The organism is Paludisphaera mucosa (assembly GCF_029589435.1).
In the GTDB taxonomy this organism is placed as follows: Bacteria; Planctomycetota; Planctomycetia; order Isosphaerales; family Isosphaeraceae; genus Paludisphaera; species Paludisphaera mucosa.
Genome location: NZ_JARRAG010000002.1, coordinates 4121445 through 4143089, shown reverse-complemented (window position 1 = coordinate 4143089; position 21645 = coordinate 4121445). Strand labels below are relative to the sequence as shown.

At 69.8% G+C, this 21645-nt stretch carries 24 protein-coding genes; 19 read left to right on the top strand and 5 right to left on the bottom strand.

Annotated features, from left to right (window positions below):
* Positions 1–139 precede the first annotated feature (139 nt).
* The 14 genes from rpmJ to PZE19_RS25750 all read left to right on the top strand — a co-directional run bounded on the left by rpmJ (position 140) and on the right by PZE19_RS25750 (position 12507).
* Positions 140–253, top strand: coding sequence for a 50S ribosomal protein L36 (gene rpmJ / locus PZE19_RS25820; protein WP_165247416.1), 114 nt, complete (start codon positions 140–142; stop codon positions 251–253).
* A gap of 93 nt (positions 254–346) precedes the next feature.
* Positions 347–730: a 30S ribosomal protein S13 gene (gene rpsM, locus PZE19_RS25815; protein ID WP_277863482.1), complete on the top strand. Its 384-nt coding sequence runs from the start codon at positions 347–349 to the stop codon at positions 728–730.
* 110 nt (positions 731–840) lie between these two features.
* On the top strand, positions 841–1221 hold the full coding sequence (gene rpsK / locus PZE19_RS25810; RefSeq protein ID WP_277863481.1) for a 30S ribosomal protein S11: 381 nt from the start codon (positions 841–843) through the stop codon (positions 1219–1221).
* A 129-nt stretch (positions 1222–1350) separates the two neighbouring features.
* Positions 1351–1980 carry a 30S ribosomal protein S4 gene (rpsD, locus tag PZE19_RS25805; protein ID WP_277863480.1) on the top strand — a complete coding sequence of 210 codons (630 nt, stop codon included), beginning with the start codon at positions 1351–1353 and terminating at the stop codon, positions 1978–1980.
* A 43-nt stretch (positions 1981–2023) separates the two neighbouring features.
* Positions 2024–3019: a DNA-directed RNA polymerase subunit alpha gene (locus PZE19_RS25800; protein ID WP_303652868.1), complete on the top strand. Its 996-nt coding sequence runs from the start codon at positions 2024–2026 to the stop codon at positions 3017–3019.
* A gap of 94 nt (positions 3020–3113) precedes the next feature.
* On the top strand, positions 3114–3536 hold the full coding sequence (gene rplQ / locus PZE19_RS25795; protein ID WP_277863478.1) for a 50S ribosomal protein L17: 423 nt from the start codon (positions 3114–3116) through the stop codon (positions 3534–3536).
* 98 nt (positions 3537–3634) lie between these two features.
* Positions 3635–4072, top strand: a complete 438-nt coding sequence (locus tag PZE19_RS25790) for an HIT family protein (protein WP_277863477.1) — start codon at positions 3635–3637, stop codon at positions 4070–4072.
* Between the two features lie 107 nt (positions 4073–4179).
* Positions 4180–5859, top strand: a complete 1680-nt coding sequence (locus PZE19_RS25785) for a glycoside hydrolase family 5 protein (RefSeq protein ID WP_277863476.1) — start codon at positions 4180–4182, stop codon at positions 5857–5859.
* 426 nt (positions 5860–6285) lie between these two features.
* On the top strand, positions 6286–8280 hold the full coding sequence (gene dnaG, locus PZE19_RS25780) for a DNA primase (RefSeq protein ID WP_277863475.1): 1995 nt from the start codon (positions 6286–6288) through the stop codon (positions 8278–8280).
* 10 nt (positions 8281–8290) lie between these two features.
* Positions 8291–9958 carry an RNA polymerase sigma factor RpoD gene (gene rpoD / locus PZE19_RS32770; RefSeq protein WP_303652631.1) on the top strand — a complete coding sequence of 556 codons (1668 nt, stop codon included), beginning with the start codon at positions 8291–8293 and terminating at the stop codon, positions 9956–9958.
* Positions 9959–10056: 98 nt separating this feature from the next.
* Positions 10057–10827 carry a zinc ribbon domain-containing protein gene (locus PZE19_RS25765; RefSeq protein WP_277863474.1) on the top strand — a complete coding sequence of 257 codons (771 nt, stop codon included), beginning with the start codon at positions 10057–10059 and terminating at the stop codon, positions 10825–10827.
* 120 nt (positions 10828–10947) lie between these two features.
* Complete coding sequence (locus PZE19_RS25760; protein WP_277863473.1) at positions 10948–11208, top strand: hypothetical protein; 261 nt, start codon at positions 10948–10950, stop codon at positions 11206–11208.
* A gap of 127 nt (positions 11209–11335) precedes the next feature.
* Positions 11336–11818 (top strand): zinc ribbon domain-containing protein, encoded by a 483-nt coding sequence (locus PZE19_RS25755; protein WP_277863472.1) that lies wholly within the window; start codon positions 11336–11338, stop codon positions 11816–11818.
* Positions 11819–11910: 92 nt separating this feature from the next.
* Positions 11911–12507: a TetR/AcrR family transcriptional regulator gene (locus PZE19_RS25750; RefSeq protein ID WP_277863471.1), complete on the top strand. Its 597-nt coding sequence runs from the start codon at positions 11911–11913 to the stop codon at positions 12505–12507.
* 107 nt (positions 12508–12614) lie between these two features.
* Here PZE19_RS25750 and PZE19_RS25745 read toward each other — a convergent pair whose 3' ends face one another.
* Positions 12615–13517, bottom strand: coding sequence for an AraC family transcriptional regulator (locus PZE19_RS25745; protein WP_277863470.1), 903 nt, complete (start codon positions 13515–13517; stop codon positions 12615–12617).
* Positions 13518–13731: 214 nt separating this feature from the next.
* Between PZE19_RS25745 and PZE19_RS25740 the strand changes: the two genes are divergently transcribed.
* Both PZE19_RS25740 and PZE19_RS25735 read left to right on the top strand, forming a co-directional pair.
* Positions 13732–14481 (top strand): SDR family oxidoreductase, encoded by a 750-nt coding sequence (locus PZE19_RS25740; RefSeq protein WP_277863469.1) that lies wholly within the window; start codon positions 13732–13734, stop codon positions 14479–14481.
* A 36-nt stretch (positions 14482–14517) separates the two neighbouring features.
* Positions 14518–15363: an oxidoreductase gene (locus PZE19_RS25735; protein ID WP_277863468.1), complete on the top strand. Its 846-nt coding sequence runs from the start codon at positions 14518–14520 to the stop codon at positions 15361–15363.
* Positions 15364–15378: 15 nt separating this feature from the next.
* On the opposite strand, the gene PZE19_RS25730 is transcribed toward PZE19_RS25735, so the two are convergent.
* Complete coding sequence (locus PZE19_RS25730; protein ID WP_277863467.1) at positions 15379–16146, bottom strand: 3'-5' exonuclease; 768 nt, start codon at positions 16144–16146, stop codon at positions 15379–15381.
* A gap of 273 nt (positions 16147–16419) precedes the next feature.
* Between PZE19_RS25730 and PZE19_RS25725 the strand changes: the two genes are divergently transcribed.
* From PZE19_RS25725 to PZE19_RS25715, 3 genes are read left to right on the top strand one after another with little or no spacing between them, the layout of a single operon-like run.
* Complete coding sequence (locus tag PZE19_RS25725) at positions 16420–17205, top strand: class I SAM-dependent methyltransferase (RefSeq protein WP_277863466.1); 786 nt, start codon at positions 16420–16422, stop codon at positions 17203–17205.
* Between the two features lie 33 nt (positions 17206–17238).
* Positions 17239–18177 carry an amidohydrolase family protein gene (locus PZE19_RS25720; RefSeq protein ID WP_277863465.1) on the top strand — a complete coding sequence of 313 codons (939 nt, stop codon included), beginning with the start codon at positions 17239–17241 and terminating at the stop codon, positions 18175–18177.
* The gene (locus PZE19_RS25715) at positions 18174–19118 is read left to right on the top strand and encodes a hypothetical protein (protein WP_277863464.1); all 945 of its coding nucleotides are present in this window, start codon (positions 18174–18176) and stop codon (positions 19116–19118) included. Before PZE19_RS25720 ends, PZE19_RS25715 begins: the two co-directional genes overlap by 4 nt.
* Positions 19119–19178: 60 nt before the next feature.
* Here PZE19_RS25715 and PZE19_RS25710 read toward each other — a convergent pair whose 3' ends face one another.
* The 3 genes from PZE19_RS25710 to PZE19_RS25700 all read right to left on the bottom strand — a co-directional run bounded on the left by PZE19_RS25710 (position 19179) and on the right by PZE19_RS25700 (position 21576).
* Positions 19179–19832, bottom strand: coding sequence for a ferritin-like domain-containing protein (locus PZE19_RS25710; RefSeq protein WP_277863463.1), 654 nt, complete (start codon positions 19830–19832; stop codon positions 19179–19181).
* 272 nt (positions 19833–20104) lie between these two features.
* Positions 20105–20401 carry a MoaD/ThiS family protein gene (locus tag PZE19_RS25705; RefSeq protein WP_277863462.1) on the bottom strand — a complete coding sequence of 99 codons (297 nt, stop codon included), beginning with the start codon at positions 20399–20401 and terminating at the stop codon, positions 20105–20107.
* Positions 20398–21576, bottom strand: a complete 1179-nt coding sequence (locus PZE19_RS25700) for a sialidase family protein (protein ID WP_277863461.1) — start codon at positions 21574–21576, stop codon at positions 20398–20400. The genes PZE19_RS25705 and PZE19_RS25700 overlap by 4 nt, the downstream gene beginning before the upstream one ends.
* Positions 21577–21645: the final 69 nt, after the last annotated feature.

Sequence of the window (21645 nt, the reverse complement as noted above, 5' to 3'; positions counted from 1 at the left end):
CGTACGACGACGAACGTAGGAAATCGTCGGGGCGCGCGGCACGCGTCCCCTCGGCGTCGTCGTCCGGTCCGCCGGGGCGACGAGCCGGCCGGAAGCCGACCGAGACACAGACGGAACAGACAGGAAAGCAGCGACGGCCATGAAAGTGCGATCGAGCGTCAAGAGGATTTGCGAGAACTGCAAGATCGTGCGGCGGGAGGGCAAGGTCCTGGTGATCTGCTCCAACCCCCGACACAAGCAACGCCAGGGCTGACCGCCGCGGCGCGTCTCGGGCGAACCGAGGCGCGCCGGGACGGTCCGGCCGATCCCCCGACTAGACCAGCCGTGATCGACGGAGACTGATGGAATGCCTCGTATCCTGGGCGTGGACATACCCAACGACAAGCGTACGGTGATCTCGCTGCGCTACATCTACGGGATCGGCCCGTTCCTCGCGGAGCAACTCTGCGAGCGCGGCGGGATCGACCCCGAGAAGCGGGCCCGCGACCTGAGCGAGGACGACCTGGCGAAGCTGGCGGCCCTGCTCGACAACGAGTACACGGTGGAAGGCCAGCTCCGCCGCCAGGTCCAGCAGAATATCGGCCGGCTCCGCGAGATCGGCTGCTACCGGGGCCTGCGGCACCGCAAGGGCCTGCCCGTGCGGGGCCAGCGGACCCGGACCAACGCCCGGACCCGCAAGGGCCCGCGGAAGACGGTCGCGGGCAAGAAGGGCGTCAAGGAGATGCGCTGAGGTCTCCCCGGCGGGGGCCGCGGGGCGATCGCAGCGGCGAGGGCGGGCGCGGGTCGATCGACCCGCGGGCGGTGGACATCCGAATTCGGTAGACGAGGAGCATAGGACCCGTGGCCAAGGCCAAGAAGCGGAAGACGCGGCGGAACGTGAGCCGCGCGGTGGTGCACATCAAGGCGACGTTCAACAACACGACGGTGACGATCACCGACCCCAACGGCGACGCCCTCTGCTGGGCCTCGTCGGGGACCGTGGGCTTCAAGGGGAGCCGCAAGAGCACGCCGTTCGCCGCCCAGCGCGCCGCCGAGACGGCCGCCGCGTCGGCGTCGAAGTTCGGCGTCAAGGAAGTCGAGGTGAAGGTGAAGGGCCCCGGCTCCGGCCGCGAGAGCGCCATCACCGCGATCCAGGCCTCGGGCCTGTCGATCAAGGCGATCGAGGACGTCACCCCGCTGCCCCACAACGGCTGCCGCCCCCCCAAGAAGCGCCGCGTCTGACCGCCCCGCGCCGCCCGGCCGCGCCGCGAGGCGGAGCCCCCCCGCCCGACCGCCCCGGCGTCCCGGAGACGGGCCCCCCGCCGCATACGTACGAGTCATTCCAAACGTTCGAGGTTCGCTGGATCTACCATGGGACGATATACAGGACCAGTCTGCCGGCTCTGCCGCCGCGAGGGCACCAACCTCTTCCTCAAGGGGGCCCGGTGCTACAGCAACAAGTGCGCGATCGTGCGCCGGGACGGCGTCCCGGGCATGCACCAGTTCCGCCGCGGCAAGGCCAGCGAATACGCCATCCGGCTGCGTGAGAAGCAGAAGGTCAAGCGCTACTACGGCATCTTCGAGCGCCAGTTCCGCAAGTACTACGCCGAGGCCAACCGCAAGACGGGCAACACCGGCGACGCCCTGATGTCGCTCCTGGAGCGTCGGCTCGACAACGTCGTCGCCCGCCTCCAGTTCGCCGCCAGCCGGCCCCAGTCGCGGCAGTTCATCCGCCACGGCCACATCCTGGTCAACGGCAAGAAGGTGGACATCCCGAGCTACCTCGTCCGCCCCGGCGACCAGATCTCGATCAAGAACCGCGAGCACTCGCGGAACCTCGCCCTCGAGAACCAGCAGGCCGACTTCCTGCCGCCGGTCCCCGACTGGCTCGACCGGATCAGCACCGACCCCCCCGAGGCCCGCGTCAGCCGCCTGCCGTCCGTCCAGGACGTGACCCTGCCGGTGACGCCCCAGTTGATCGTCGAGTTGTTGAGCCGTTGATCGCGGCCGGCCCAGAGCGCGAGCACCACCAGGGGGATTCATGATGCGTATCCGTTGGCGCGGCCTCGAACTGCCCAGTCGCGTCGTCTGCAACCGCGACAGCCTCGCCGACACCTTCGGCGAGTTCCACGTCGAGCCCTTCGAGCGCGGGTTCGGCCACACCGTCGGCAACAGCCTGCGGCGGATCCTCCTCTCCAGCCTGGAGGGGAGCGCGATCACCAAGATCAAGATCCAGGGGGTCCAGCACGAGTTCTCGTCGATCCCCGGCATGGTCGACGACATCACCGACCTGGTCCTCAACATCAAGCTCCTGGTGGTCAAGAACCACTCCGAGCACCCGCGGACGATCCGCATCGACCGCGACCGCCGGGGGGTCGTCACCGCCGCCGACATCCTCCACGACGAGTCGATCGAGATCATCAACCCCGACCACATCCTCTGCACGCTCACCGACGACGTCCCCTTCCACCTGGAGATGACCGTCGAGAACGGCCGGGGCTACAGCACCGCCGCGGAAGGCCACACCGACGACCTGGAGATCGGCATCATCCCGATCGACTCCAGCTTCAGCCCGGTCCACCGGGTCGAATACCACGTCGAGAACACCCGCGTCGGCCAGCGGACCAACTACGACAAGCTCATCCTGCGGATCTGGACCACCGGCGTCCTCAGCCCCGAGATGGCGCTCGTCGAGGCCGCCAAGATCCTCCGCAAGCACCTGAACCCGTTCGTCCAGTACAACGAGCCGGGCCCCGGCCTCCCCAGCGAGTCGGGCCCCTACGACGGCCACCAGTACGCCCCGCTGGACGCCGAGCTCGAACGCAAGCTCGACATGAGCCTCGCCGAGCTGGAGCTCTCCGTCCGGGCCACCAACTGCCTCGAAAGCGAGGGGATCACCACGGTCCGCCACCTGGTGAGCCGCTCCGAGGACCAGCTCCTCAACGTCCGCAACTTCGGCGAGACCACCCTCAAGGAGGTCCGGGCCAAGCTCCACGAGATCGGCCTCGACCTGGGCATGAACGTCCCCCCCAAGAGCTGACCGGTTTCCGCGACGTACGTCCGGCCCCCCGCCCCCGCGGGGCGGGACCGGGCCGGAAGCGACGAAGCCCTCACGAGCAGATAAGAAATCCGCCATGCGTCACAAGAAAGCCGGCCGCAAGTTCAAGCGTTCCCCCGAACACCGCCGCATGCTCCTGCGCAACCTGGCCACGGCGCTCCTGGAGCACGGCAAGATCACCACGACGGTCCCCAAGGCCAAGGAACTGCAGCCTTACGTCGAGAAGCTGATCACCCTCGCCAAGCAGGGCTTCAAGCTCGACCCGTTCCGCCGCAGCCTGGCCGTCCTGAACAGCAAGCAGGTCGCCTACAAGCTGTTCCACGAGATCGGCCCCCGGTTCGCCAGCCGCCCGGGCGGCTACACCCGCATCTACAAGCTCGCCAAGGTCCGCCAGGGCGACGCCGCCGAGATGGCCGTCATCATGCTCCTGGGCGAGAACGAGACGATCAAGGCCCCCGCCCGCCCCGCCCTCGTGGCGGCCGAGGCCCCGGCGTCCTGAGCCGTCCCCCCCTTCGGGATCGACGGGGGCGGTTCGGGCCCGGCCCGGCCCGACCCGCCCCCCGCACCCGCTCCGCCTGCCAGCAGGAGCGCCGCACCATGAGCCGCGACCCGAACTGCCTCTTCTGCAAGATCGTCCACGGCGAGATCCCCTCCGCCCGCGTCCTCGAAACCGACCGCGCGATCGTCATCCTCGACGTCAATCCGGTCGCCAGGGGGCACGTCCTAGTCGTCCCCCGGGACCACCATCCCCAGCTCCGCGACCTCCCCGACGAGTTGGCCGCCCACGCCGGCTCTCTCCTCCCCCGGCTGACCCGCGCGGTGGTCGCCGCGACCGGGGCCGACGGTTCGAACCTGATCGTCAACAGCGGCCGGGTCGCCGGCCAGACCATCGACCACTGCCACTGGCACGTCATCCCGCGCTTCGAGAACGACCCCGTGGACTGGCCCTGGCCCCACGAGGCGTACGCCGGCGACGAGATGGGCCGGATGGCCTCGCAGATCACGCGCGAACTCGGCGGCGACGCCGACGGCTGAGGCGACAAACGCCTCGTCCCGAACACGCCCACCGGGCGGACTCCCCCTTTCCTCATGAAGTCGGACCCGCCCCGCCGGCGTCCCTTCCTCCCCGGGAGTCCCCCTTCATGATGTCTCGCTTCCATCGTTACGCCCCCCTGGCGCTCGCCTTCCTCCTCGCCGGCCCGGCCGTCACCGCCCGCGCCGACGACGAGGCCCCCGCCCGGCTCGCCACCAGCGGCCGGTTCGACCTCACGGCCGACTTCCCGATCGAGAAGGGTCGCGTCGTGGCCGGCGACGGCTCGATCGGCCGGATGAACTGGGTCCCCGCCGATCGCGCGGGTTCGGGTTACACGGTCAACTTCGGGCTCGGCCGGCTGGGCTGGCGACCCCTGGCCGTCGCGTTCACCCCGGCGAAGTCGGGAACGGTGTCGCTGGCCCTGATGGGCCCGTGGGAGCAGGCACCCAAAGGCGGGGTCTACCGCCAGGAAATCCTCTGGGACGACCTCCGGGTGGAAGGGGCGGAACTCGCCGCCGATGGCGGGTTCGAGTCCCGAAAGGGGTGGGAAGGCGCGGGGAAGGTCGAGGCCGCGACGAAGGCGGTCCCGGCCCTTTCGGGCGCGCATTTCGGCCGGACCTGGCACGATCAGACGCTCGCGACCAGGCTCGCCGTCCGCGCCGGCGTCCCGGTCGTCGTCCACGTCCAGGCGCTCGCCCGGACGCCGGAAGGCTATCAGGACATGAAGCGGGTCGCCGGCCGCGACACCCCCGCACACCGGAACGCCAAAAAATTCCTCCGTGGGGCCAACCTAGGCAATGGCCTGGAGGTCGCCCCCGGGCAGAACTGGGGCGTGAAATACACCGTCGACGACGTCAAGAAGATCAAGGCCGAGGGCTTCGACCACATCCGCGTTCCGATCGGCTGGCATCATTACGCCGGACCGGCCCCCGAATACAAGCTCTCGCCGGTCATCTTCAAGAAGGTCGACTACTTCGTCGACGCGGCCGATCGCGAGGGTCTCGCCGCGCTCATCAACATCCACCACTTCGACGATTTCACGACCGACCCCGCGGGCCAGCAGGCCAAGTTCCTGGCGATCTGGCGGCAGGTCTCCGAGCACTACGCGAAGCGGCCGAACACGCTCGCGTTCGAGCTGCTGAACGAGTCGAAGGACGCCGGGACGACCGAGGTCGTCAACCCGATCTTCGCCGAGGCGATCAAGATCATCCGCAAGGCCGATCCCGACCGTCTCATCGTCGTCGGCCCCGGGCGCTGGAACTCGATCTCGGAGCTGCCCGCGCTGCGACTGCCGGACGACGACCACAACATCCTCGTCACCGTCCACTCCTACGACCCGTTCTTCTTCTCGCACCAGGGGGCGTCCTGGACGAACCGCGGCGACGACGGGAAGCAGAAGGGGATCAAGTTCCCCGGCCCCCCCGCCTCGCCGCTCGTCCCCGACCCGTCGCTCCACCTGACCCCCGGCTTCCTGGCGTGGGTCCACGACTACAACACCGCGCCGGCCGGGTCGAACCCGTGCGGCCCGGAAGCCATGGACAAGGCCGCCGCGCAGATCAAGGAATGGTCGGACCACTACGGCCGGCCGGTCTACCTCGGGGAGTTCGGGGCCATCATGCAGGCCGATCCCGAGTCGCGCGCGAATTATTACCGCGAGTTCCGCAAACGTCTCGAGAAGGCGGGCGTCGGCTGGGCCCTGTGGGACTGGCACGCCGGCTTCAATTACTGGGACGTGGAGGACGACCGTCCCCAGCCCGGCATGCACGAGGCCCTCTTCGGCAAGCCCTGAATCGCGCCCAGCCGCACGATCGCGACCTTCGAACGCCCCCGAGCCGCGGGGGTGTTCTTTTTTCGAAAAACCGGGGCTTGACTTGGACACCTGGTTCGCAGGACATCGAGTTGGGACCGTCAGGGGGACGACGGCACCCGAATTGGAAAGGGAGGTAGTGTTGCGCAATGGGGACGGGCCGTCATTTCGTGACGGCGACTGTACGCGTGGCCATAAGACATCGTAAGTCGAGTGATCATCCCTAACTGCTAAATCCATGCCGAGTTACAGGAATGGTCGGGATGTCGGCCGGGCTTTGCGAAAACTTGACGCTATTTGGGGGTGGGCTATAATTCGGTTGTCAACACAGACAGCCGACCGATGGGCACGAACCCTCAAGAGGCGCGAGCACGCCGTCGATTCTCGCCGAGATCGACGGCGTGAACCATGGATCCGGACTCGCGCCGGAACGATCAGGAGAATCCCGTGCCCAGGCCATCCGATGCGACGAAAGCCGCTATAAAAAACGCGGTGGACATCGTGGGGTTGGTGGGCGAATACCTACCTTTGCGTCGGGCCGGTTCGCGTTACAAGGCCCTCTGCCCCTGGCACGAGGACCGGAATCCGTCGTTGGAAGTGAATCCCGAGCGGCAGACTTTCAAGTGCTGGGTCTGCGGCGTGGGGGGCGACGTCCTGGAGTTCGTGCAGAAGATCGAGCGGGTGGAGTTCCCAGAGGCCTTGCGGATGCTGGCGGAGCGGGCGGGGATCACGCTGGACGGCCCGTCGCCCTCGGCCGCGCGGCCCGATGGGCCGTCGAAGGCGGAGCTGACGGCGGTCCTGGCCTGGGCGCAGGGGTTGTTCGAGGAGGCCCTGGGCCGCCGCGAGTCGCCCCGGGAGTATCTCGCGGGGCGGGGGCTGACGGCGGCGACGGCGACGCGGTTTCATCTGGGGTTCGCCCCGGACGATCCCAACTGGCTGTTCGAGGAGGCGCGGCGGAAGGGGTTCTCGCGGGATTGGCTGGAGCGGGCCGGATTGGCGGTCTCTTCGGAAGAGGCGCCCGGCAAGGCTCACGCCCGATTTCGGGGTCGGCTGATCTTTCCCATTCACGACGAGCGGGGCCGGCCGGTGGGGTTCGGGGGGCGGATCTTGCCGGAAGCGGAGCGGGCGGCCTCGTCTCGGGGGATTCGTGTCGCAAAATATCTTAACAGCCCCGAGTCGCCCTTGTTCCAGAAGCGTCGCATCCTCTACGCCGCGGATCTCGCGAGGTCGGCCTGTCGCGAGGCGGGCTGGGTCGCGGTGATGGAAGGGTATACCGACGTGATGGCGGCGCACCAGGTGGGCCTGCAGAACGTCGTGGCGACGTTGGGGACCGCGTTCGGCGACGAACACGTCCCGATGCTGCGGCGGCTGGCCGACCGGGCGTGCCTGGTCTACGACGGCGACGAGGCGGGGCAGTCCGCGGCGGAGCGGGCCTTGGAGATCTTCCTGGGGCATGAGCTGGACGTGCGGGTGCTGTCGCTGCCGTCGGGCCTCGATCCTTGCGACTACCTCTTGAGCGAAGGAGCCGACGCATTCCGCAAGATGGCCGCCGAGGCGCTCGATCCGCTGGCCTTCGTCCTCGACCGGGCGCGGGCCCGGTTCGACCTGGATTCGATCGAGGGCTCGCGACGGGCGTCCGAATGGGTGCTCGGCGTCCTGGGCCGGGTGCCGTCGCGGCCGGGATCGATCCAGGACCTGGCCCTGAGCAAGGCGCTCGACTCGCTGGCCCACGCCCTGCGGCTGCCGGTGGCCTCGCTGCGGCGGCGGCTCCACGAGCTGCGGGCGGCCTCGCAGCGGAAGGGGGCCGACCGGCCCCGGCCCGAGGCCGCCGCGGCCGACGGACCGGGCCCGGCCGAGGCGATCCCGCCCGCCGCCGACCTGCTGCGGGCGATGGACCCGGTCGACCGCGAGCTGACGGCCATCGTCGTCGGCCGGCCCGACGCGGTCGCCCTGCTCGTCGCCCGGGTCCCGCTGGCCTCGCTCCGAGACTCTTCGGCCCGCGCGATCCTGGACGCCGCCTACGATCTCTACGGCCAGGGCGAGATCCCCAGCTTCGACGCGATCAAGGACAGCCTCGACGACCCCCGCTCGCGGGCCGTCGTCGAGCACCTGGGCGACCTGAGGGACGACGGCCTGGAACGACCCGAACTGCAACCCCTGGACGCCGTCCAGTTCCCCCCGGGGGCCTGGGGGGAACGGCTTGAACTGGTGCTCGGCCAGCTCGCCGAACGCGAGCGGCTGACACGCCTCGCCGACCTGCGGCAGGCCCTCGAAGAGACCGACCGACTGACCGAACCCGACGCCTACCGCGCCTTGCAACTGGAACATCGTCGACTACTGACCCAGCGGGCTGGGACTTCGAATAAAAAGACCACGCGTCCCGATCCGACGTTTCGTGCGTGAGGGAGGAATGATGGACAAGCTGGACGAGGGCCTCAAAGCTCTCCTCGAATTGGGCAAACGACGTGGCTTCCTGACTTTTGATCAGGTGAACGACGTTTTGCCCGACGACGCGACGAGCCCCGAACGCATCCACGGCCTGCTCGAGACCCTGGACGAGATGGGCGTCGAGCTCATCAACGAAGACGAGGCCGAGGCCCGCCTGCTCGCCTCCGGCGACCTCGACGACGAGCCCGAAGACCTCGTCGAAGACGCGGACGAGGAAGAGGCCGAACTCACGCCCGAAGAGCTGGAAGACATCTCGCGGCGGATCGACGACCCGGTCCGCATGTACCTCACCCAGATGGGCGAGATCCCCCTGCTCACCCGCGAGCAGGAGATCAACCTCGCCAAGAAGATCGAGGTCACCCGCAAGAAGTTCCGCCGCAAGGTCCTGGAGTGCCACTTCGCCCTGGCCCTGGTCGTCGACGTCCTCAAGAAGGTCGCCGAGGGCGAGCTGCCGTTCGACCGCACGGTCAAGGTCTCGGTCACCGAGAACCTCGAGAAGGACCAGATCCTCGGCCGGATGCCCCACAACCTGGCGACGCTCACCCACCTGATGGAGTGCAACGTCCGGGACTTCAAGGCGTTCGTCCGCGACCGCGAGCCCGTCTCCCGCGCCGGGCTGATCAACGACCTGAAGCGCCGCCGCTTCAAGGCCGTCAACCTCGTCGAGGAGCTGTCGATCCGGACCCAGAAGGTCCAGCCCCTGATGAAGCGGCTGGAGCAGATCGCCGTCCGGATGAACGAGCTGCTCTTCCAGCTCCGCGAGCACCGCGCCGGCCGCGCCGGCAAGGAAGACCGCGCGAACCTGGTCAAGGAGCTCAAGGACCTGATGCGGATCACGCTCGAGAGCCCCAAGAGCCTCAGGCGCCGCGTCGAGATCATGAACTCGCGGTTCAAGGAGTACGAGCAGGCCAAGCGCGAGCTGTCCGGCGGCAACCTCCGCCTGGTGGTCTCGATCGCCAAGAAGTACCGCAACCGCGGCCTCTCGTTCCTGGACCTGATCCAGGAGGGGAACACCGGCCTGATGCGGGCCGTCGACAAGTACGAGTACCGCCGCGGCTACAAGTTCAGCACCTACGCCACGTGGTGGATCCGCCAGGCCATCACCCGCGCCATCGCCGACCAGGCCCGGACGATCCGCATCCCGGTCCACATGATCGAGACGATGTCCAAGCTCCGCAACGTCTCCAAGAAGCTCCTCCAGGAGAAGGGCCGCGAGCCGACCATCGAGGAGACGGCCAAGGCCGCCAACATCTCCGTCGAGGAGACGCGGCGGGTGATGAAGATCAGCCGGCACCCGATCTCGCTCGACCGCCCGGTCGGCGAGAGCGAGGACAGCTACTTCGGCGACTTCATCGAGGACGAGGCCGTCGAGAGCCCGATCAACGCGGCCACCCAGGAGATGCTCAAGGACAAGATCGACCAGGTGCTGAAGACCCTCACCTACCGCGAGCGCGAGATCATCAAGCTCCGCTACGGCCTGGGCGACGGCTACACCTACACGCTCGAAGAGGTCGGCCGGATCTTCAAGGTCACCCGCGAGCGGGTGAGACAGATCGAGGCCAAGGCCGTCCGCAAGTTACAGCATCCCGTCCGAAGCCGGCAGCTCGAGGGGTTCCTCGAAAGCACCGGTTGATGCGGTCCACAACCGCCGGTCGATCTCGACCGGCGGTTTTTTTTTGGCCGGGCCGGGTCCGCCGCACCGTTTCCCTCACCCGACGGAGAACCTGAACCATGAGCGCGACCAGCGACGCCCTCCGCGACCTCCACACCCTCCACCAGCGCGCCCGGGCGATCCGCGACCGGCTCCAATCGGGCCCCAAGACCCTCGCCGCCCGCACCGCGGCCCTCGCCGCCCGCACCGCCGACCTGGAGAAGGCCCGCAAGGTCCTGCAGGACGCCAAGGTCGGCATCAAGAAGAACGAGCACGCGCTGCAGGCGTCGCAGGCCAAGATCGACGACCTCAAGGTCAAGCTGAACCTCGTCAAGAAGAACGAGGAGTACAAGGCCCTCCAGAACCAGATCGCCCACGACACGACCGCGATGGGCAAGTACGAGGACCAGGTCCTGCAAGGCTACGAGACCATCGAGGCCCAGGGCGCCGAGTTCGCCAAGGCCGAGGCCGAGGTCAAGGCCTTCTCCGACGAGGTCGACGCGCTCAAGAAGACGATCGCCGACCTGGCCGTCGCGCAGAAGGCGCAGCTCGCCGAGCTGGAGGCCGCCATCGTCGGGGCCGAGGACTCGATCCCGATCGACCAGCGCGAGCAGTACCGCCGCGTCGTCCGCCAGCTCGGCGCCGACGCCCTGGCCCCCGTCGAGGGGGGCGCCTGCGTCGGCTGCTATACGGCCGTCACCACCCAGATGCTCAACGAGCTGATCAACCGCGACGCCCTCACCTTCTGCAAGAGCTGCGGCCGCCTCCTCTACCTCGCCGACAGCGAGGCCGATTCCTCCCGCAACCCCGAGAAGCCGAAGCCCAAGCCCCGCGCCCGCGCCAAGACCTGAGCCCGGCCCGGAGGGTCCGTAGACGGCCTTCCCCCCGCGTGGGGGAAGGAGGCCGGCAGGGCCGGACGAGGGGGACCGGCAGGGAAGCCGTCGAACGCCGTCCGCAGGCCGAGACTCGCCATGACCCTCGAAACGTTCCTCACGCGCCTCGAAGCCGGCAAGGCGAATAACCTGCTGTATTCGGTCGACGGTCGCGAAGGCCTGGCGACCGCCTGGAAACACCAGGACACGTACGTCCTCACTTGCGAGGAATGCCCCGCGGGCGGCCAGTTCGACGAATCGACCTACACCCGCGACGAGCGTCATCGGTTTCTCACCGTCGCGGGCCTGCTCGAGTTCCTGGCCTCCGAGGGCTGGAAGGTCGAAAGCTTCGCCCCTTGAAGCCTTGAGGAGCGAGACCGAGGCCACCTCCGTTCGGCGCCTTTTCAATAACGTCCCGGCTCGTGCGAAAATCCCTGCGACGTCACCGACGGCGATCCTCCCCCGCCCTCCCCGTCGCGAGGTACCGATGAAGCCCCCGCTCCCCGTCCGGAACATCCCGCCCGAGCGCAAGGCCCTGTTCTACGCGGGCCTGGCCGTCGGCCTGGTCGGCGCCTTGCTTTTCGCCTCGACGTTCTACAGCTTCGCCGCGAACTTCGGGGACTTCGACGACTTCGCGGGCCGCGCCCGCAGCATGATGTTCCGGGCGTTCGGGGGGATGGGCCTGATGATCGGCGGCGGGGTCGTCCTCGGCGTCGCGGCGCGGGGGCTGGCCGGCGCGGGGCTGCATCTCGACCCCGAGCAGGCCCGCCGCGACCTGGAGCCCTGGGCCCGGATGCGGGGGGGGCTGCTCGGCGACGTCCTCGACGAGATCCCCGCGGTGCAGCAGGTCGTCGACCGCCTGGGCTCGGGCGAGCGGACCGTCGAGGTCGTCCGCGTCCGCTGCCCGGCGTGCAAGGCGCTCAACGACGAGGCGGCCCGGTTCTGCGGCCAGTGCGGGAAGCCGCTCTGACCCGACGCCCGCTTGACGGAATCCGGGGGCGCCCTAACATAGCGGGCGAGGCCCCGGGGCGAAGTGTCCCGGGGGCCGGACGAAGGGTCCCCATGCGATACCCAGCGGATCACAAGGCGAAGACGCGGGCGAAGATCCTGGAGGCGGCCGGGCGGGTCTTCCGCCGTCGGGGATATCACGCCACGGGCGTCGACGCGGTGATGGGCGAGGCCGGCCTCACGCCCGGCGGCTTCTACGCCCACTTCGGCTCGAAGGAAGACCTGCTGGCCGACGCCCTCGCGCAGGCCGCCGACTCGGTCGACGCGCGGCGCGATCGGGCGCTCGACGGCCTGTCGGGCCGCGCCTGGGCCGAGGCGTTCGTCGCGTACTACCTGAGCCCGTCGCACCGGCTCGCGGACGAGGACGGCTGCCCGCTCGCGGCCCTGATCTCCGAGGTCGCGCACGCCGGCGAGCCCGTCAAGCGTAGCTTCGAGGCGGTCGTCCTCCGCCTCGCGGCCCGCCTGGCCGACGAGGACCCGCCGGCCGACGATCGCGCCTTCGCGATTTTGGCCCTCTGCGTCGGCGGCCTCGGCCTCGCCCGTTCGGTCCGCGACGAGGCCCTCGCGGGCCGCGTCCTGGACGCCTGCCGCACGCTGGCCGGGACCCTCCTCGCCGACGACCCCCCGCCCGGCGGGCCCGCGGGGGGCTGAAAGAACCGGCCGTCGCGGCCCGCCGCGACCAGGCGGCGGCGCGTCCAGTCGCCGGCGGCGTCCGGATTGAGGCCGGCCCCGTTCTCATCGTCGGTGTCCGTCGACGTTCAGCCTTGCGCGGCCGGCGAGGCCGTCCGCAGCCGCGCCATGTCGCGTCGAGGGGGCTCGCCGAAAGACCGGCGATACTCGCGGCTGAACTGGGAAGGGCTCTCGTAGCCCACGCGGTAGCCGGCGGCGGCCGCGTCCAGGGCCTCGGCGAGCATCAGCCGGCGGGCCTCCTGGAGCCGCAGCCGCTTCTGGTACTGCAAGGGGCTCATCGCCGTGACCGCCTTGAAGTGCTGGTGGAACGTCGAGGGGCTCATGTGCGCCACGCGGGCCAGGTCCTCGATGCGGAAGGGGCTCGCGAAATGGTCGCGGAGCCAGTCGATGGCCAGCGCGATCCGCCGCGTCGGCCCGCCGTCGGCGGCGATCTGCCGCAGCCGCCCCCCCTGCTCGCCCGTGAGCAACCGGTACATGATCTCGCGGCGGATCAGCGGGGCCACGACGGCGACGTCGCGCGGGGATTCCAGCAGGGCGACGAGCCGCGCCGCCGCGTCGAGCAGCGGCGGGTCGAGGGGGCTGACGGAGAGCCCGCGGGCCGGCGGGGCGGCGTCCGATCCGGCCGGGGCCGCGTCGATCATCAGCTCGCCGACGCAGACCAGGTCCAGGTCGATCCGCACGCCGAGGTACGGCTCGTCCGGCGTGGCCTCGACGACCTTGCTCGACAGCGGGAGGTCCACCGAGACCAGCAGGAACTGCGCGGGGTCGTAGCAGAAGACCTCCTCGCCCAGCGTCACCCGCTTGCGCCCCTGGGCGACGATGCAGAACGCCGGCTCGTGGACCGTCGCGACCGACTCGTGGGTCTTCGTCGCGCGGAAGAGCGTCAGCCCGGCGACGGCCGTCGGATGGACGCCGTCCCTCCCGGTGTACCGTTCCACGAGCCCGGCCAGCGTCGACCGATCCGCGAGCATGCCGCCCTCCCCTTCGTCGCGATCGTCTCGAGTCCCTCGGATCCAGTCTAGGCGGCCGGGGCCGGCGGGACCATGGTGATCTCGCCAGGAGTCGGAGGATCGTGCAAGAACCGTCGAGGATCGGGTTACCGACCGAGGCGACGGCTCGCCTACAATCCCCCGGAGTGCGGAGCCGTCCGCAACCGTCTTTGATCGCGTCTCGGAGGATCCGGCAATGCCCGAGTGGGAGAGCAAGGTCGAGGGGAAGGTCGTGGTCGTCACCGGGGCCAGCAGCGGGATCGGCGAGGCCGTCGCCCGATTGCTCGCCGCGCAGGGCGCCCGCGTGGTCCTCGGGGCCCGGCGCGTCGACCGCCTGGAGACGATCGTGCGCGAGATCGCGGCCGCCGGCGGCCAGGCCCTGGCGCACGCGGTCGACGTGACGAAGCGTGAGGAGGTGCAGGCCCTCGTCGCCGCCGCCGTCGACCAATTCGGCCGAATCGACGTGATGATCAACAACGCCGGCGCCATGTTCCTGTCTCCGCTGGCGGCCGACGCGGTGGACGACTGGGATCGGATGATCGACGTCAACATCAAGGGGGTGCTCTACGGCGTCTCGGCCGCCCTGCCCCGGTTCCTGGCCCAGGGGAGCGGCCACCTCATCAACGTCTCCTCGGTGGCCGGCCACGCCAGCTTCGCCGGCGCGGGGGTCTATTGCGGCACGAAGTTCGCCGTCCGGGCGATCTCCGAGGCCTTCCGCCAGGAAGTCGGTCCCAACATCCGGAGCACGATCATCAGCCCCGGCGCGGTGCAGAGCGAGCTGGCCTCCCACGTCACCGACCCCGGCATGATCGCGATGATGGACCAGCTCATGGCGATCGCCATCCCGGCCGAGGCCGTCGCGCAGGCGGTCCTCTACGCCGTCCGCCAGCCGGCGGCGGTCGACGTCAACGAGATCCTCGTCCGGCCCACCGGGCAGACGCTCTGAACCATCGTCATCCCTTCTCATGAGGACTCTTGATCCATGTCACAGCCCAGGAAAGTCTGGCTCGTCACGGGCGCCTCGCGGGGGTTGGGCCGGGAGCTGGCCCGCGCGGTGCTGGCCCGGGGGGACGTCGTCGTCGGCACGAGCCGCGACGGGACGGCGGACCTCGACGCCGGCGCCGGCTCGCTCCACATGCTCGCGCTCGACCTCGCCGCGCCGGGGCGGGAGGCCCAGGTCGTCGAGCAGGCCCACGCGTTGCACGGACGTTTGGACGTCCTGGTCAACAACGCCGGCTACGGCCTGCTGGGGGCGGTGGAGGAGGCCGACGAGGTCGAGACGGCCCGCGTCTTCGACGTCAACTTCTTCGGCCCGCTGCGGCTGATCCGGGCCGCCCTGCCCTTCCTGCGCGAGCGCCGCGGCGGACACATCGTGAACCTCTCGTCGATCGCCGGGATCGCCCCGATGGCCGGCTCGGGCCTGTACGCCGCGGCCAAGTTCGCGCTCGAGGGGATGTCCGAGAGCCTCGCCCAGGAGGTCGCGCCGCTGGGCCTGCGGGTGACCGTCGTCGAGCCGGGCGCGTTCCGCACCGACTTCCTCTCGTCGCAGTCCATCCGTCACGCCCCGGGTCGGATCGCCGAATACGCCGCGACGAGCGGCAAGGTCGTGTCGTACCTCGATCAGCTCCAGGGGAAGCAGCTCGGCGACCCCGTCCGGGGGGCGCGGGCGATCATCGAGGCGGTGGAGTCGGCCGAGCCGCCGCTCCACCTGCTCCTCGGGTCCGACGCGTTGAACCGCGCCCGCGAGAAGCTGCGGAAGCTCGGCGAGGAGTTCGACCGCTGGGAGCCGGTCTCGCTGGGCACGGACTTCCCCGCCGGCGATCGTTGACCGCCCGCGCCGCCGTCAGCCGGCCTGCCTGAGCGCCTCCGAGGCGATCGACTTCGTGTCGTCGAAATAGTCGTCTCGGAGCATCCACTGCAGGTAGTCGGGCTTCGTGCGGGCGATGTCGTCGAGCGAGCGGCCCTTGTACTTGCCCTTGATGAACACGACCGTCCCCTCGTCGCAGCGGCCGAACATGCCGCCGAGGTCGAGCGCCTTGGGGTCGGTGCAGTGCTCGTGCAGGCCGTCGATCGTCCTCGGCAGGTCGTCGTAGCGGGAGACCTGGGCGTCGAGGATCGCCAGGGTCGCCAGCACGTCGGCCGCCGCGCCGTGGGCCCCGACGTGGTCGAGGCCGCAGTAGAACTTGTAGGCGGCGGTCAGATCCCGGCGCTCGCGCTGGTGGAAGAGGTGGCAGGCGTCGACGACCTTCCGCCCCGCGATCGGGAACGTCAGCCCGGCCCGGTTGTACTCGGCGGCGAGCAGCCTCAGGTCGTACTTCAGGATGTTGAACCCGCCCAGGTCGCAGCCGTCGAGGTAGCGGGCCAATCCCGGGGCGATCGCCCGGAACGTGGGGCAGTCGGCCACGTCGTCGTCGCCGATTCCGTGGACCGCGGTGGCCTCGGGCGGGATCGGCACGCCGGGGTTCACCCGCCGGGTCCGGTGGTCCGCCTCGCCCCCGGGCGAGATCTTCAGGACGCTGACCTCGATGATGCGGTCGACCTTGACGTCGACCCCCGTCGTCTCCAGGTCGATCACCGCGAGGGGGCGTTCCAGGATGATGTTCTTGAGCATGAACCCTCCGGGCGTCGGGACACTCCACTTGAGGGTTTTTTCGGCAGCCTCGCGGCCTCGATCCCGGGTTTCTTGGCCGTGATCCGGGGATTTCCCCGCGGCCGGCCGCAATGGCCTTACATCTCCTCGCGCCCTCGGGCCTCCGTGGTCGTTCGCGCCCCGGATTGTTTCGGCCCGACTCCCGGGCTATAACGACGACGGGGATACGGCCGGCTTTTGCGAGCCCGAGGGGCGGCCTGGATGGGCTTTCGAGCGTCTCGGAAGGCGGGGGGGATGATTCAGGACTCCTTCGACCTCGACGCCCGCGACGCCTGGAACGCAGGCGCGGACGCCTTCGCTGACTTCGTCGATTCCGGCGCCGACTACTACCGTGGCCTCGTCCACGGGCCCGCGCTGCTCGCGGCCTGCGGCGACGTCCGCGGCGCGAGCGTCCTGGACCTCGGCTGCGGCCACGGCTACTTCAGCCGCCTCCTGGCGGGCGCGGAGGCCTCGGTCCTCGGGGTCGACGTCTCGGAAGCCCTGCTCGAACGAGCGATCGAGCGCGAGGCGGCGGATGCGTTGGGGATCGAGTATCGGCTGATGGATGCCGCACAGGTCGGCTCCGGCCTGGAAGGCCGGCGCTTCGACCTCGTGACGGGCTGCATGTCGTTGCAGGATATGTCCGAACCGGCCGAGGTCTTCACCGGGGTGAGTCGCCTGCTCGGGGCCGGAGGCCGCATGGTGTTCTCGGTCCCCCACCCCGGCACCGACCTGACCTTCCGGGAATGGAAGCGCGACGAGCGCGGCCGCAAGCTGGCGCTCTGCCTCGATCGCTACTTCGAAAGCGGGCCTGCGGTCTGCGATTGGTCGATGGCCCGACTGAAATACCCCTGGAAGACCCCGTTCCGTCGCCACACGCTTGCGGAATGGAGCACGCTGATCCGGGACGCCGGGTTCGTCATCCGCAGCCTCCTGGAGCCCAGGCCGGACGCCGCGCTCGTTCGGGAGCATCCGAATCTGGAGGATTGCTTCCGGATGCCGTTCTTCCTGATCTTCGAAATCGTTCTGACGACGAAGTGAGCTGGATTTCCGTCGATTCGGGGGACCGCCGCCGTGAGAAGAAGCCGCTTCCTCCAGGCCGCCGCCGCCTCGCCCCTGCTGCTCGCGACGGCCCGAGCCTGGGCGGGCGGCGACGATCGCCGCGTCCCGGTGGTCGACGCCCACGTGCACTGCTTCGCCGGGCGGGACGACGCCCGGTTCCCGTACCACCCGCTGGGCCCGTACCGGCCCGTCGAACTCGCGACGCCCGAGCATTTATTGGCGTGCATGAACGAGGCCGGCGTCGATTTCGCCGTCGTCGTCCACCCTGAGCCGTACCAGGACGACCACCGCTACCTGGAGCATTGCCTGGATGTCGGACGGGCCCGGCTGAAAGGGACGTGCCTGTTCTTCGCCGACCGTCCCGGCTCGCTCGATCGGATGACCGAGCTGGTCCGCCGTCGCGAGGGCCAGATCGTCGCCGCCCGGATCCACGCGTACGCCCCCGACCGCCTGCCCCCCTTCGGCAAGCCCGAGCTGCATGCCCTGTGGCGTCGCGCCGGGGATCTCGGCCTGGCGATCCAGCTCCACTTCGAGCCCCGCTACGCCCCCGGCTTCGAGCCGCTCATCCGGGAATTCCCGGCGACGAAGGTGATCCTCGACCACCTGGGCCGGCCGTTCCAGGGGAGCCCGGAGGAGAACGCCGTCGTGCACGCCTGGGCGAAGCTCCCCAACACGATCATGAAGCTGTCGGCGTTCCCCGCGCAGGATCAATACCCGCACCGCGACGTGGGCCCGGTCGTTCGGGACCTCGTCAAGCGGTTCGGGCCCGACCGGCTGATCTACGGCGGCGGTTCCGAGCCCGAGGCCACCGGGGCGAGCTATCGCGCCTATCGCGAGCAGGTCCGCTCCCACCTGGCCGACCTGTCCGCCGAGGACCAGGCGAAGGTGCTGGGCGGGACCGCGGCGAGCCTCTTCGGCTTCCACAATGCCGCGCCGAAGGCGCCGTCGTGAAGACGATCGCAGGGGAGGATCAGCTCGTGGGCCGGAAGCACCGAGACGTCTCGGCCCCGATCGGCTGGGACCGGGCCCGGGCGATCTGCGGCGACCCCAGGCCGCCCGGGGCCGTCACGGAACGCCAGTTCGACGGCTACGACCACGTCCTGAAACGCCTCGCCAGGACGCCTCACGAACGGATGGACCTCGGCGACCTCGGGTACTACTATCACGACCTCGCCTACGTCGAGCTTCAGCTCGACCTCCTTGAATACTTGCTCCCCGCCTGCCTGATGGACTGGCGAGACTCGTTGATGAAGAACCGGTCCGCGGGGGACGGCGGCGTCGAGTTGCACTTCGGCCTCCTGCGAGGCGACGTCCTCGAGAGGCTCGTCGCCGCCGACCGACGGGAGGCCGTTTATGCGTTCTTCCGGGACGCGTTCCTGGAGCGCCTGGACGCCGAGCGGGGCTTCGTCGCTGCGGGCATGCGGACGCCGGCCTACGGCTGGATGGGCCGGTTCAACTCCGTCGGCCTGATCATGCCCCGGATCGACCTGCTCTGGGAGCCCTGGTGGTCGCTCGAAACCCCGGGCCGGGCCGTGGCGGCGCTCCAGTATTGCTCGGGCCTGATGTACTTCGAGGGCGAGAACCCCCTCTTCAGCCGATGGACGCCCGAGCGAGGCGAGGGCGGCCCCTACCTGACGGAGTCCGACAGCCTCATCCACGACGTCGGGTGGAAGCCCGAGAACGTCGAATTCCTCTCCCGGACGCTCACCGTCGAATTCGTGGAAGTTCGGGTCGCGCAGGCCGTCGCCCGGCTGGAGGGCGAGCCCGACGGGGAGAAGGCCCGGCGACTGCTCGACGACCTCCCCGCGAGCCGGGATTTGATCGCGAGCCGGGCGGCCGAACTTCCGCTCCTGCTGGCGAAGCCGGCGAGGCTCGCCGGGTGGAGCGTCTGATCCGCCGCGCCGACGTCCCGGCGCCGGCCGCCGCGTCGGCGTACGGCCGGCGGGTGGGGGTCATCCGAAGAAGAGGGGCACGTTGGCCCGGTAGAACGCGGATTCGACATGCTCCAGGAAGAGGAGGAAGTCGATGATTCGGAAGTTGTTCGGGACCGACGCGTTGACGGGGTCGAACTTCGGGAAGCCGCTGGGGCCGGGGTCGGAGACGAACGGGAAGACCCGCGAGACGGTGACCCCCTGATCGATGGGCGCCTCGACGGGGGCGAAGTCGGGCACGAGCGATTCGCCCAGGAGCGCGTTCAGGGACGACGCGTGGCGCGACTCGACCGTGCGGAGGCTCACGGCCGTGCGGAAGTACTCGTCGGTCTGCTGAATCGCGAACAGGGTCCCGCCGCAGGCCCCCGACCCGGTGTTCTCGAACCCGGCCGCGGCCCTCAGGAACGACGTCACGTCGGGCTGGATCAGGTCCGCCATGTTGAGCGTCGGTACCGGACGGATCTGCGGGCTCGGCGGGTTGTCCTCGTCCACGAGCTTCTGCTGGAGGATCGGCACGTGCGCCGCCTCGTCCTCCATGAACTCGTGGATCAAGCTGATGAGGAGCTGCGGCTCAGGCCGAGATGCCCCCCCCGCGATGGGGAGGCGGCGGCGGGTGGGGTGCGGCGGCCTGGGCCGCCTCTTGGGTGCCGCCCGGCTTTTCAGGGGGGGCGCCACGACCAGCGCCGACGCCGCGGCGGCTGCGGCCGATCGGATCAGGAAGGATCGACGCGTTCGATCGCCGATCGCGATCGACGGGGTTTCGTCATCCGATCGCCCGGACTCGGCCCTCGGGGGCGTCCGCGGCCGCCTCCAGTCCGCGGGACATCGCCCACGCCCGATCGACCAGGAGCACCTCCAACGCCGTCCGCACGACCACCGGTCCGATCACCCATCGTGGGTCGGCCGCGATGCGCGACGCGACGGCCGTGCGACTTCTTACGGCCGGGTCACCCGCCCGCCACGGCACCGACGACGAGGAACGGCTCCCGCCCTTCGGCGACGGCGGCGGGGAGGGGGACGTCGGGGAGGTCCAGAGACAGGTCCCGTTCGCAGGCGAAGAATCGCAGGAACGCCCTGCGGCGTTGCGTTTCGTGGTCGCGGATCGTCCCGCGGAGCACCGGGAAGCGGGCCTCGAGCGCGTCGAGGACCGTCCGCTGAGTCGCCGGCCCCTTCACGCACAGCAGCACCTCGCCGGCCACGCCCGCCAGGGCCCGCAGGTGGAATGGCAGCACGACGCGGATCATGGCAGCGTCTGCACCTCGACCGAGAGGACCGCCGGCAGGTCGCGGACGATGGGCGTCCAATGGTCGCCGGCGTCGGGCGAGACGTAGACCTGGCCGCCCGTCGTGCCGAAGTACACGCCGCAAGGATCGAGTCGATCGACGCACATGGCGTCGCGCAGCACGTTGACGTAGCAGTCGCCCTGGGGCAGCCCCTCCGTCAAGGGTTCCCAGGCGTCCCCCCCGGTGCGGCTGCGGTAGACCCGGAGCTTACCCTCGGGCGGGTAGTGCTCGGAGTCGCTCTTGATCGGGACGACGTAGACGGTCTCCGGCTCGTGGGCGTGGACGTCGATCGGGAAGCCGAAGTCGGACGGCAGGTCGCCGCTGACCTCGCGCCACGATTCGCCGCCGTCGTCCGTCCGCATCACGTCCCAGTGCTTCTGCATGAAGAGGGTGTTCGGGCGCGAAGGGTGCATCGCGATGCGGTGGACGCAGTGGCCCACCGGGGCGTCCGGGTCGGGGATGAATTGCGAGCGAAGGCCGCGATTCTTCGGTGCCCAGGTCCGACCGCCGTCGTCGGAGCGGAACACCCCGGCCGCCGAGATGGCGATGAAGATCCGCTTCGGATCGCCCGGGTCGAGGACGACGGTGTGCAGGCCCATCCCGCCGGCGCCCGGCTGCCAGCTCGGGCCCGACTCGTGGCCCCGCAGGCCGGCGAGCTCTCGCCAGGACCGGCCCCCGTCGCTCGACCGGAAGAGCGCAGCGTCCTCCACGCCCGCGTAGACGCTGTCGGGATCGGTCGTGGACGGTTCGAGGTGCCAGACTCGCTTGAACTCCCAGGGGTGCTGGGTGCCGTCGTACCACTGGTGGGTCGTGAGGGGTTTGCCGGTTTCCGTCGACGTGTCGTAGGCGAACCGATTGCTCTGCCCCGACGGCGTCCCGTCGGGCGTGGTCGTCGGCTCGCCGCCGGGTGGGGTCCAGGTGCGGCCGCCGTCGTCGGAACGCTGGATGATCTGCCCGAACCAGCTGCTCGACTGCGACGCGTACAGCCGGTCGGCATCGGCCGGCGATCCCTTCAGGTGGTAGATCTCCCACCCCGCGAAGTGGGGGCCGTCGACCTTCCAGCGGCCCCGCCCGCCGTCCGAGGTCAGGATGAACGCCCCCTTGCGCGTGCCGACCAGCACCCTGATGCGACTCATCGTCACCCCTCCCATGGATTCCCCGACCGCCCCACGACGGGGACGCCGTTTCGTCGTCCTTCACGCGAC